This is a genomic window from Chryseobacterium sp. S90, from assembly GCF_047444895.1.
Classification (GTDB): Bacteria; Bacteroidota; Bacteroidia; order Flavobacteriales; family Weeksellaceae; genus Chryseobacterium.
On sequence record NZ_JBLGCX010000003.1, the window covers coordinates 83817 to 96779 of the forward strand.

The 12963-nt window shown below is 36.0% G+C and carries 9 protein-coding genes; all 9 read left to right on the top strand.

Going from position 1 to position 12963, the window contains the following annotated elements:
• The first annotated feature begins 1 nt into the window (after position 1).
• The 9 genes from ACLMCG_RS10355 to ACLMCG_RS10395 all read left to right on the top strand — a co-directional run bounded on the left by ACLMCG_RS10355 (position 2) and on the right by ACLMCG_RS10395 (position 12913).
• Positions 2-4516 carry a TonB-dependent receptor plug domain-containing protein gene (locus tag ACLMCG_RS10355; protein ID WP_413959475.1) on the top strand — a complete coding sequence of 1505 codons (4515 nt, stop codon included), beginning with the start codon at positions 2-4 and terminating at the stop codon, positions 4514-4516.
• Positions 4517-4712: 196 nt separating this feature from the next.
• Complete coding sequence (locus ACLMCG_RS10360) at positions 4713-5216, top strand: GbsR/MarR family transcriptional regulator (protein ID WP_034696386.1); 504 nt, start codon at positions 4713-4715, stop codon at positions 5214-5216.
• A gap of 156 nt (positions 5217-5372) precedes the next feature.
• On the top strand, positions 5373-5735 hold the full coding sequence (locus ACLMCG_RS10365) for a hypothetical protein (RefSeq protein WP_413959476.1): 363 nt from the start codon (positions 5373-5375) through the stop codon (positions 5733-5735).
• On the top strand, positions 5732-6544 hold the full coding sequence (locus ACLMCG_RS10370) for a hypothetical protein (RefSeq protein WP_413959477.1): 813 nt from the start codon (positions 5732-5734) through the stop codon (positions 6542-6544). Before ACLMCG_RS10365 ends, ACLMCG_RS10370 begins: the two co-directional genes overlap by 4 nt.
• A 33-nt stretch (positions 6545-6577) precedes the next feature.
• Positions 6578-7054, top strand: a complete 477-nt coding sequence (locus ACLMCG_RS10375) for an SRPBCC family protein (RefSeq protein ID WP_413959478.1) — start codon at positions 6578-6580, stop codon at positions 7052-7054.
• Positions 7055-7072: 18 nt separating this feature from the next.
• Complete coding sequence (locus ACLMCG_RS10380) at positions 7073-7777, top strand: YqjF family protein (RefSeq protein ID WP_413959479.1); 705 nt, start codon at positions 7073-7075, stop codon at positions 7775-7777.
• A gap of 77 nt (positions 7778-7854) precedes the next feature.
• On the top strand, positions 7855-8754 hold the full coding sequence (locus tag ACLMCG_RS10385; protein WP_413959480.1) for a TIGR01777 family oxidoreductase: 900 nt from the start codon (positions 7855-7857) through the stop codon (positions 8752-8754).
• 50 nt (positions 8755-8804) lie between these two features.
• Positions 8805-10250 (top strand): alpha-L-fucosidase, encoded by a 1446-nt coding sequence (locus ACLMCG_RS10390; protein ID WP_413959481.1) that lies wholly within the window; start codon positions 8805-8807, stop codon positions 10248-10250.
• Positions 10250-12913: a glycoside hydrolase family 3 N-terminal domain-containing protein gene (locus ACLMCG_RS10395; RefSeq protein WP_413959482.1), complete on the top strand. Its 2664-nt coding sequence runs from the start codon at positions 10250-10252 to the stop codon at positions 12911-12913. The genes ACLMCG_RS10390 and ACLMCG_RS10395 overlap by 1 nt, the downstream gene beginning before the upstream one ends.
• The last annotated feature ends 50 nt before the right edge of the window (positions 12914-12963 follow it).

A 12963-nucleotide genomic window follows, 5' to 3' on the forward strand; every position in this document is an offset into this window, starting at 1 on the left:
CATGAATTTCAAATTTATATCATCATATATCATCTCGCTGAGCTTAATATTGTCAACGGTTTTTCTAAAAGCACAGCAGCCATTTCAGGATTTTGAAAAAGAAAAAACCTACGTTCAGACCAATCATGTTTTTTACAAACCTGGCGAGGGAATGTATTTTAAAATATACGTTGTAAAAGGAAAAAACAACCTTCCGGCAGAAGACAGTAAAATTGTAAATTTTGAAATTATTGATCCCGCAGGAAGTGTTTTGAAAAAAATGAAATATGAAATTACCAATGGGTACGCCCAGGGATATTTCTATTTTGATGAAGATATGAAAGGTGGAATCTATAAAATAAGAGCCTTTACCAACTGGATGCAGAATGAAGAAGGGAAAAATACCTTTGAAAAAGAAATTACCCTCCAGAAAATAGTATCTCCAAGAATATTAATGAAACTGGATTTTCCTAAAAAAGGATATGGTGCGGGAGATGAGGTGACAGCCGATTTTTCAATGAGAAGTCTGAGCAATCTTCCCATTCCTTTTTATGAAGCAGATTATACAGTAATGACCAATGGCGAAACCGTTTCAGAAGGGAAATTCATTACCAATAAAGAAGGTAAAAATCAATTGATTTTCAAACTCCCTGAAGTCTTGAAATCCTCTGATGCACTTTTGAATATTAAAGTGAATTTTGATGGATTTACAGAATCTATTTCAAGAAATATTCCAATTGTCCTGAACAATCTGGATGTGAAGTTTTTGCCTGAAGGAGGTACTTTTATCAACGGGATAGAACAAAATATGGCCTTTAAGATTCTGGATGAATTTGAAAAACCTGTAGACGCTGTTCTGGCTGTTTACAATCAGAATCATGAAAAAATAAAAGAAATTTCAGCCTATAATTTCGGGATGGGAAGCTTTCATTTTACCGCTAAAAAAGGAGAAACTTATTATGCAAAAGTTCTAAAACCTGAAAGTAATACACAGACGTTCCATCTTCCGGTAGCAAAAGATGAAGGTTTGGTTTTAAATATTCAGAATGAAAACAAAAAATTGACTTTTACCATCATTTCAACCCATGAAAAAACAATTACCCTGAATGGGAATTTCCGCGGAAAAGAATGGTATACCAAAGATCTTCTAGTGAAAAAAGGCAGCAATTCATTGGAGATTGATGAAAAAGACTTCCCGATAGGAATCTGCAGATTTACCGTTCTGGAAAATAATATTCCTCTTGCAGAACGTATTGTTTTTACCAATAAAGAAAATCGGTTGAATATAAAGGTTAAGCCCGTAAAACAACATTACCTGCCGAGGGAAAAAGTAACACTGAACATCGAAACTACGGATGAAAATAATAGGCCTGTTCCTGCCAACCTTGGCCTGAGTGTGGTGGATGATAAACTATGGACATACGCTGATGATAAGCAGAATCATATCATTTCCTGGCTTCTGATGGACTCCGAGTTGAAAGGGAAAATTGAAAAACCACAGTTTTATTTCGATAAAAAAGAAGAAAAAGCAGATAAAAGCCTGGACCTTGTTATGTTGACAAACGGGTACAGATATTTCGAGCTTATCCCGGAAATCATTACAACCAATAAGTACAAATATCTTCCCGAAAAGAAAAATACAATCTACGGAGTGGTAGAAGATGAAAACAAAAATCCGGTGAAAGCAGATGTTTTTCTTTTAGATACTGATAATAAAAAAATCCTTAAGCAAGCTGCTGCAGAAAATGGACGTTTTTATTTTTCAGACCTGAATGCAGACTATTCATATAAAATTATAGCCAGATCTTCTCAGCCTAAACATCAGTTGAAAATCAGAATTTTGTCTTATAATTTGGATATTAACCCTTTAGTGAAGCAGAAGCTTTCCAATATTGATGTAGAAGAAATTGTAAAAGAAGCTGAGAGAAAAGAAAAGAAGATAGAAAACAGAAATAATACCCAAACACTGAACAAACCCGATGGGTCAGCAAAAGATACTGTTAAGAATAAAAGGATTGAAGAAGTTGTTGTTTTAGGATACAATTTGAAAAAAGGGAAATCCGCAATTACTTCTGCAACAATAACGTCTTCTATGGAAATTCAGAATCCGAATGTAACTTCATTGCTAAGCGGTAAAGTTGCCGGATTAATAATTACACCAACAGGACAGTCCGCAGCCAGTGCACAGATAAGAATAAGAGGAGAAGCATCCATCACCAATAAGCATCCACTATTCATAGTAGACGGTACACCAGTAGAAAATTTCAACACCACTATAAATCCGAACGATATCAATAGTATCACCGTTCTCAAAGACGCTGCTGCTACAGCTATTTATGGAAGCAGGGCTGCAAATGGAGTGGTAATCATAAATTCATATAAAAATAACATTTCAAAAATCAGTTTTGATATTACCCCGAAATCTTATATTGCTGTTGAAGCAGTACCATATGGAAGGCTTATATCATATGCCGGATCAAGAGCATTTGCCTATCCGGAATATAAAACGACCAATACATCTTACCGTTTCGATTACAGAGAAGCGCTTTACTGGAATCCTGTGGTAGAAACCGATAAAAACGGGAAAGCAAAAGTGGAATTTTATAATTCTGATGCCAACTCTACTTTTAGAATTATGACAGAAGGTATTGCTGCATCAGGGCTTGTAGGAAATGATGAAACTACCTATGCTGCTCAGAACCTTATCTCCATAGATGCTAAAATTCCACAATATCTGACAAGAACAGATCAGATGACAATTCCTGTTGTTATTAAAAACAATTCTTCGGAAATAAGGAAAATGACCATGGATGTTATTGTTCCTAATCACGTAAAACTGATGCGCTCTGACAGTTTAATTACCCTGAAACCATTAGAATCAGGAAGATTATTTGTCAAAATACAGACAGATGAAATTGTAGATTCCAACATTCAGTTTACCATAAGATCCGGAGATTTCAGGGAAACCATGATTCTTCCGTTTAAAGTAGAAGAGAAAGGATTCCCACATCAATTTTCCATCATCAATAACAAAACGGAAGATATCAAAATCAATATTCCGGACTATATCAATGGAAGCCTGTTTTCCTCATATTATGTATTTGAAAACACCGCTTTACAAATGTTTGCAGATATTGATCAGCTGAAGAGAGAACCTTATGGCTGCTTTGAACAGCTTTCTTCAACAGTATATCCTAATATTTTTATTCTGGATTATTTAAAATCAAGTAAAAAAATAGATACTGCAACGGAAAATCAGATAATTAAGAATCTGAAAAAAGGATTCCAGAAAATGTTGAGCTATAAAAATAAAGACGGAGGTATCGGATATTTCAGCAGCGAGGAATCAGATGTGGCACTTTCTGCATTTGCCTTACTGGAGTTTACGGATTTAAAAAAATATGTCAATCCGGATGCAAAATTTATTCAGGGACTTTCCTCATTCATTTTATCCAAAAAGAATGCAAATGGATTATTTGAAGTAAGAAAACCTTATGAATCAAAAAAGGATTTTTCAGAATATTCCTGGTCAAGAAATATGTACGTTATATATGCTTTATCCAAACTTGGTTTTAAAAATGAAATAGAAGATTCCTTTACTGTAATGATGAAAAGAGCTTTGGCTACAAAAGATTCTTATCAATTGGCTTTGCTTGCCAATACTGCCGCTCATATGGGAAAACAAAAGGAATATGATGATTTGATGAAGATGCTGGACCAGCAGTATGAAGCGAAGAATGTAAAATCTAAAATCACCTTTACAGGCTCATGGGGAAGATCTGCAGATGCGGAAACCCTTTCGTTATATATCATGGCACTTCAGAAAGACGAAAATCTGAATCGGTTGAAAATTGCGGAAGCAGCAGATCAGCTTATTAATTTCAATGGATATTACGGATTTGGTTCCACTCAGGCAACAACATTGGCCATACAGGCATTGTCTGAATTCTTCTCTAAAAATGAAAAATTAGATGGAACTGAAAGGCCGGTTATCACGATCAATAAAGCAAATACTTATCCTAATATCAGTCTTTCATCAGCATACAAGGCTGGAGAAAATAAGATTAGTATTCACTATCCAATCAAAAATGGACTGCCTTATAAAATAGAATATCAGTATTATACCCTCCAGGCTCCGGAAAGCAAAGATATTCCTGTTACGATGGAATCAAAGCTGAAATCTGCAGTGTCCAGAATAGGAGAGACCAACAGAATGACAGTGACCGTTAAGAACAAAATCAACGGACAGCTTCCAATGACCATTGCGAAGATTGGTATTCCTGCAGGCTTGACTTTACAAAATGCTTTACTAAAAGATCTGATTGATAAAAAGCAGATTTCCTACTATGAAATCTTTGACAATTATCTGGTACTTTATTGGGAGCATTTCAATGCAGAGGAAACAAAAACGATTAATCTGGATCTCAAAGTGGAGTTTGCAGGTACCTATACCGGAAAATCCAGCAATGTTTATCTCTACTATGTGCCGGAAGCAAAACACTGGAATCAGGGAATAACGGCTAATATTGAACCTTAACTTTAATTTTTTAAACTTTAAAACAGACATTCTCAGGGATGTCTGTTTTTATTTTCTATCCTTTTGTATCCTTGTCAAAGTTTTTAATGACAAAAACTAAACTCACTGAAATCTATTAAAAATTAATTTTCAAAAATTATTGAAAATTCAAAAAAATATAATTACATTTGTTACAGAAATCTAAAAGGAAAACAAAATGCAACTTTCAGAAGCAAAAGAAAAATACATTCAGACCTGGGGAACCTTTGCTACCAATTGGGGGATCAACCGTACAATGGCACAGGTGCATGCACTGCTTTTGGCAAGTGGCAAACCTCTTTCTACCGATGAGGTAATGGAGCAGCTGGAAATTTCAAGAGGGAATGCCAACATGAATCTTCGCGCTCTGATAGACTGGGGAATCGTGAAAAAAGAATTTGTAAAAGGCGACCGTAAAGAATATTTCGTTGCAGAAAAAGATGTTTGGTATCTCTTCAAGCAAATTACTAAGGAACGCAGAAAAAGAGAAATAGAACCTGTAATTTCTTTTCTTGAAGAATTAAAAAATATTGAGGATAAAGACTCAGAAGAAGCTCAGGAATTTATCAAGCTGATGAATGACTTCAGTTCGGTAACCGGAAAGATCAACAATATTATGGATCTGGCAATAAAAAGTGATGATCATTGGCTGGTAGGAAAGATTACCAATCTGTTGAAATAGAAAAAGAAAGAGGATGAAAATCCTTTTTTATTTCAAATTAATTTTCAAAAATTACTGAAAATATAAAATTAATAATAATTATGAAAAATTTAATCATTCATTTGTTCCTGATTATTTATTTCAGAAGAAAAGGATCACTTTAAAACCATTGCTGCCATGAAAACATTTGCAAAATATGATTATTACATTCAGTTATTCTTTATAATAATTGGGCCTCAGGCTTTTATATTTGGTGGTTTGTCGGGATTTGTACTGTTTTATTTTATAGTAGGAACTCCTCAATTGGTAAGTTTCCTGATCAAACTGTTTTTTAAAACAAAAAAGTCATCATTGTATATAGCGTATGGGATTGTAATAATACCGGTCTGGATTATTGTAACCATCTTGTTTACAGAGAAACACATCAATGATTTTTTTGGATATGTTTTAATGGCCGCTCTTTTATATAGCCCTGTGATGGCAGCAGCATATGTTTATGACTGCTACAATATTTATAAACCTTATAAATCACAATTATGAAAACGCTCAAAAACCACACATTAATCTACGACAACGAATGTCCGATGTGTAATCTTTACTCCAAAGGTTTTACCAAATGCGGAATGCTGGATGAAGATGGAAGAGAAGCATTTACGGAAATCTCAGTGAGAAATAAAATACTCATAGACTTCAACCGGGCGAAAAATGAAATTGCTTTGGTAGATCATAACAAAAATGAAGTCGTCTACGGATTAGACAGTCTGCTTCTCATTATTGGAAACTCTTTTCCATTGTTGGCAAAAATTGCTCAAACAGGACCTCTCTATTGGTTTTTTCAAAAGTTGTATTCCTTCGTTTCTTACAATAGAAAACAGATTATTCCTTCCTCAAAAGATTATACAGAACAATCTTGTGTTCCGGATTTTAACCTGAAATACAGAATAGCATACATCAGTTTTGTTGTTATTTTTTCAGCCTATATCCTAAGTGAATTTTCCTTGAAGCTGGATTTTAATTTAGAACGAAATTTCCTGAGAGAATTTGCCGTTTGTCTTGGTCAGATCGTTTGGCAGACTCTCTTTTTAAAAAGTTATCTCAAAGATAAAATCTGGGATTATCTCGGAAATATGATGACTGTTTCCTTAATCGGGACTTTACTGTTAATTCCTGCTCTGATGACCAATTTTACCCCTGTCTTTTATCTGATATACTTTGGAATGGTAGTATTGATCATGTTTCTGGAACATATAAGAAGATGCCGAATACTAAAATTAAATTTTCTTCCTACCATTTCATGGATGGTATTCAGGTTCACAGCGCTGGCCATTATTATTCTGACAACCATTTAAATTACAATTTGTATACTCTTAAAACCTCTTAAAATGTCAACAATCTATTTAAATACAATAATCAATGCAGACATCCACTATGTTTTTGATCTGGCAAGAGACATTGATCTGCACCAGCAATCAACCTCAACATCTCATGAAACAGCAATTGCCGGACGTACTTCAGGGTTGATTGAAGAAAACGAAACCGTAACCTGGCGCGCCAAACATCTGGGAGTTTATCAGACCCTCACCACAAAGATTGTCAGTATGGAAAAACCAGTCCAGTTCATTGATGTGATGCAGAAAGGAGCCTTCAAATCTATGCGGCACAGGCATACCTTTAAATCTGTAAACGGGAAAACACTGATGACCGATGTTTTTGAATTTGAATCTCCGCTGGGCATCATAGGGAAATTGTTCAATGCTATTTTTCTTACAGGATATCTCAAAAGTTTTCTGCTCAAAAGAAATGAAATGATCAAAACCGTTGCAGAATCTTCTAGCCATGATGGAATTGCCATTTTTTAACCTGAAAAACACATTATTATGAACTTTTTAAAAGCAGAATGGCGAAAGCTGGCCATCATCAATTACGAAATTGATCCCGAGATCTTATTGCCGTATTTACCTAAAGGAACAGAACTCGATTTTTACAAAGGCAGATGCTATGTAAGTTTAGTTGGTTTCATGTTTTTAAATACAAAACTGTTGGGATTTCCCATTCCTTTTCACCGGAATTTTGAAGAAGTAAACCTGAGGTTTTATGTAAAGAAAAAAGAAAAAGGAGCCTGGAAAAGAGGTGTGGTATTTATCAAAGAAATTGTTCCCAAACCTGCATTAAGTTTTGTTGCCAATTCTATCTATAAAGAAAATTATCACACCATGCCGATGAAAAACCAGATTCATGAAAAAGAAGGTGAACTGCTGATCAGATATTCATGGAAAGATAAAAGCTGGCATTCTATTCAGATTATGGCTGATAGTACACCAAAACCTATGAAAGAAAACTCAGAATTTGAATTTATCACAGAACATTATTTTGGTTTTACAAAAAAAGAAAATATCACTTCCGAATATGAAGTATGCCACCCAAAATGGGAATACTACACCATAAAAGATCATCAGCTGGATATTGATTTTCAAAATATCTACGGAAATGATTTTGAATGTCTGAATCATAAGGAACCAGTTTCTGTAATGCTTGCTGAAGGCTCAGAAATAGAAGTGAGAACAAAGAAATACATCAGCTGAAAAGAACAAAAACAGAAATTTCTGTACTTAAACCATAAACATTGAACCCAAAACCTTAAACCTTAAATTGTAAAACAATGAAAATACTCATAGCCGGAGGCACCGGATTTCTTGGTGAAAATCTGGAGAAATACTTTACAGAAAAAGGAAATCAGGTCTATATCCTGACCCGTAATCCTCAGCGTAAAAACGAAATCTACTGGGATGCCCAAACATTAGGTGAATGGAAAAATAGTTTGGAAAAAGCAGACGTGCTGATCAACCTTACAGGAAAATCTGTGGATTGCCGGTATCACGACAAAAATAAGCAGGAAATATATTCTTCAAGAATTAACAGTACAAAAATATTGCAGAAAGCTGTAGATCAGTGTTCTGAAAAACCAAAAATTTGGCTGAATGCAAGTTCTGCAACCATTTACGTTCATTCTGAACGGCATCTGAATACGGAAGAAAACGGAATTATCGGAGATGATTTCTCAATGAATATCTGCAAAAGCTGGGAGAAAGAATTTTTTGCAGTCGAAAATAAAGAAATAAGGAAAGTTGCCCTTCGCACATCCATTGTTCTGGGAAATAATGGCGGGGCATTTCCTAAGCTGAAAATGGTTACAAAGCTGGGCTTAGGAGGAAAACAGGGACGGGGAAACCAAATGGTAAGCTGGATTCATATTGAGGATTTTTGTAAAGCAATAGACTGGATCATTCAGCATGAAAATATTTCAGGAGCAATCAATATAACCGCTCCGGCTCCGCTTTCCAATGATAATATGATGAAAAAGCTAAGAAAAGAATTGAAAGTCCCTTTTGGGCTCAATGCTCCGGTCTGGCAGCTGGAAATTGCTTCTATTTTCCTGAAAACAGAAACCGAATTACTTTTAAAAAGCCGTAATGTATACCCTGAAAGATTAATAAAAAGCGGATTTCAGTTTTCATTTCCAGGTTTTGATGAAGCCATTCTTAATCTCTTGGAATCCTAATGTTTGTAGATTTCACAAAGGATAATTAAATTAGCGGAAAACTATTCCATATGCTGGTTATACCCAAAATAAAACCCTTTTTTCTTTCATCCTTTTTAATAAGTTCAGTAGTATTTTCACAGGCCCATAATGTGTCTGACGGATATCAGAAACCCACAGACCCTCTTGTAATTCAGAACCTGGACCAATGGCAGGATATGAAATTCGGACTTTTTATGCATTGGGGAACTTACAGCCAGTGGGGAATTGTTGAAAGCTGGAGCTTATGCCCGGAAGACGAATCATGGACCCAGAGAAAACCTGAGCATGGGAAATCTTATGACGAATATGTAAAGAATTATGAAAATCTTCAGACCACTTTCAATCCCACTCAGTTTAATCCACAAAAATGGGCGGATGCGGTAAAAAAAGCAGGGATGAAATATGTGGTTTTTACAACTAAACATCACGACGGTTTTGCAATGTTTGATACCCAACAGTCTGATTATAAGATAACCTCTTCTAAAACTCCCTTTTCAAAAAATCCAAAAGCAGATGTGACAAAAGAAATCTTCAATACCTTCAGAAAAGAAGGATTTAAAATTGGAGCTTACTTTTCAAAACCTGACTGGCATTCTGATGATTACTGGTGGCCTTACTTTCCACCAAAAGACAGAAATGTTAATTATGATCCGAAGAAATATCCTGAAAGATGGGAAAATTTTAAAAAATTCACTTTCAATCAGCTGAACGAGATTACTTCCAAGTATGGTAAAATTGATATTCTCTGGCTGGACGGAGGTTGGGTACGTCCTTTTCATACCATAGATCCTAAAGTAGAATGGCAGCGCACTATCAAAGTAGAGCAGGACATTGATATGGATAAAATAGGAACAATGGCCAGGAAAAATCAACCGGGAATTATTATTGTAGACCGTACCATTCCCGGAAAATGGGAAAACTATGTTACTCCTGAGCAGGCTGTTCCGGAACACACACTTTCGATCCCTTGGGAAAGCTGTATCACAATGGGAGATTCCTTCTCTTATGTTCCCAATGACAACTATAAAACCTCCCAAAAGATTATTGAAACCCTGGTGAAAATCATTTCAAGAGGTGGAAATTACCTGATGAATATCGCTCCCGGGCCCAACGGAGATTACGATGCCGTTGTCTATGAAAGATTACAGCAAATTTCCGGCTGGATGGACAAAAATCAGGCTGCTGTTTTTGCTACAAGAAGTATTGCTCCCTATCACGAAGGAAACTACTATTATACCCAAAGTAAGGACCATCAGACTGTAAATGTATTCCATCTTGATGAGCAGGCAGAATATAAGGCTCCGGAAGCACTTACCTTTTCCATCCCGGAAAATTTTAAGCCGAAATCCTTGAAAATATTAGGTCTTTCATCAAAAATTCAATGGAAAAAAACAGCAGGAAATACACTTGAAATCCAATTACCTGAAGAAAGAAAAAAGCTGAAATACGCAACCGTAATCCAAATCGTGCAATAATGAGACTATTTCGTTTTAAACTTACAGGAGTAGTATTATTGTTGAATGTGGTGATTGTTTCTGCCCAAAAACCTTTATATAAAGACTCCAAACAGCCCATTGAAACCAGAATTCAGGATCTGTTGAAGAGAATGACCCCTGAGGAAAAATTCTGGCAGTGTTTTATGATACCCGGAGATCTGGATCATGTTCCGAAAGGACAGTATTCCCATGGAATTTTTGGGTTACAGGTAAGTGCAGGAAACCAAGGGGGCGGTGCTGCAGGACAGTTACTGAAGTACAATGCCAATGAAGATGCTGAAAGACTGGTGAAGAAAATCAATGCCATTCAGAAATATTTTGTTGAAGAATCAAGATTAGGAATTCCGATTATTCCTTTTGATGAAGCTCTGCACGGATTGGTGAGGGAAGGGGCTACAGCTTTTCCACAGGCGATTGGCCTTGCAGCCACTTTCAACCCGGAATTGATGAATAAAGTCTCAACAGCAATTGCGAAAGAATCAAAATTGAGAGGAATCCGCCAGATTCTGACCCCTGTAGTAAATCTGGCGAGCGATGTAAGATGGGGCAGGACAGAAGAAACTTACGGCGAAGATCCCTTTCTGACCTCTGTAATGGGAGTCAGTTTTGTCAGTTCATTTGAAAATATGGGAATCATCACCACTCCGAAACACTTTTTAGCCAATGTAGGAGAAGGCGGAAGAGATTCATATCCTATTCATTGGAGTAAAAGATATCTTGAGGAAACCCATTTAATCCCTTTTTATAATGCTTTTACAAAAGGAAAAAGCCGTTCAGTGATGACTTCCTATAACTTGCTTGATGGAAGACCATCAACAGCTAATCATTGGTTACTGACTGAAAAATTAAAAAATGACTGGAATTTCAAGGGCTTCGTCATCAGTGATGCAAGTGCAGTAGGAGGAGCAAATGTGCTTCATTTTACAGCAAAAGATTATGACGATGCTTCTGCACAAGCAATTAATGCAGGGCTTGATGTGATTTTTCAGACAGAATATAAACATTATGAACTCTTTATTCCCCCTTTTTTGGATGGAAGAATTTCAAAAGAAAGAATTGATGATGCCGTTTCAAGAGTGTTGAGAGCCAAATTTGAGCTTGGATTATTTGAAAATCCTTACGTTTCACTCAAAGAAATTGAAGAATTAAAAAAGCTGAATCATAAACCTCTGGCAGAAAAAACAGCTGCAGAATCTTTCGTTTTGCTTCAGAATAATAATCAGACGCTTCCCGTTCCCGGAAGTGTTAAAAAAATTCTCGTGGTAGGAACAGATGCCGTTGATGCGAGATTAGGCGGTTATTCAGGCCCCGGAAACAAAAAAGTAAATATTGTTGACGGAATTAAAAATTACATCAGAGATAAAAATATTGAAGTCGTTTATTCAAAAGGCATTGATTGGAATGTAAAGGATTTTACCGTGATTTCCAATGAATATCTATCCTCTGAAAACAAAAAAGGGCTAAAAGGAACCTACTTTTCAAATACCGATTTAAAAGGAAATCCGGCTTTCGAAAAACAGGATGAACAGCTCAATTTCAAATGGACCCTATATTCTCCCGATCCTCAAAAACTTCCCCCAGATCAATATAGCATCCGCTGGACAGGAAAACTGGAAGCTCCGGATTCAGGCAAGTATCAGTTAGGATTGCGCGGAAATGACGGCTTCAGATTATACCTTGATGGAAAATTAGCCATTGATCAATGGGAAAAATTAAGCTACTCCACCAAAACAATTGATATAGATTTTTTAAAAGGGAAAAAATACGACATTACCATTGAATTTCATGAAAACCGTGGAGAAGCCAATCTTGAACTGATCTGGAACTATGGACTTCATCATTACGCGAAAGACTATCAGGAAGCTTTAAATCTTGCTCAGAACACAGACTATATCATTGTTGCCGCCGGTATTCATGAAGGCGAATTTCAGGACCGTTCCTCATTAAGTTTGCCAGGAAATCAGGAAGCATTTATTCAGGAAATTTCAAAATTGAAAAAACCTGTAACAGTAGTTTTAGTAGGAGGATCTGCTATAAAAACAACCGTCTGGAAAGATAAAGTAGGAGCTATTTTAGATGTTTGGTATCCGGGAGAAGAAGGAGGAAACGCCATAGCAAAAACGCTTTTCGGGGCTGAAAATCCGTCTGGAAAATTACCCATAACATTTCCGGTTGAAGAAGGCCAGCTGCCTTTGACGTATAATCATCATCCAACAGGAAGAGGAAATGATTACCATGACCTGAGTGGTGAACCATTGTATCCGTTTGGATTTGGTTTAAGTTATACTACCTTTGAAATCTCCGGTTTACAGCTGAACAAAGTCAAATATTCAGAAAATGAAACTATTATGGCTACAGTCAATGTGAAAAATACAGGATCAAAAACAGGAAGTGAAGTCATTCAGCTATATGTAAAAGACTTATTGGCAACCGTTTCAAGACCGGTTATTGAACTCAAAGGATTTCAGAAAGTAGAATTGCGGCCCGGAGAATCAAAATCTGTCACCATTGAAGTTCCCATAAAGCAATTACAGTTTATGAATGAAAAAATGGAATGGACGGTAGAAAAGGGAACCTATAGAATTATGGTCGGCAATTCATCCAAAAATCTTCCCTTAAAACAAAATATTGAAGTTTTATAAAACAAAAAAGAGCAGAAATTTCTGCTCTTTTTAAGTATGTTTTTTTGAAG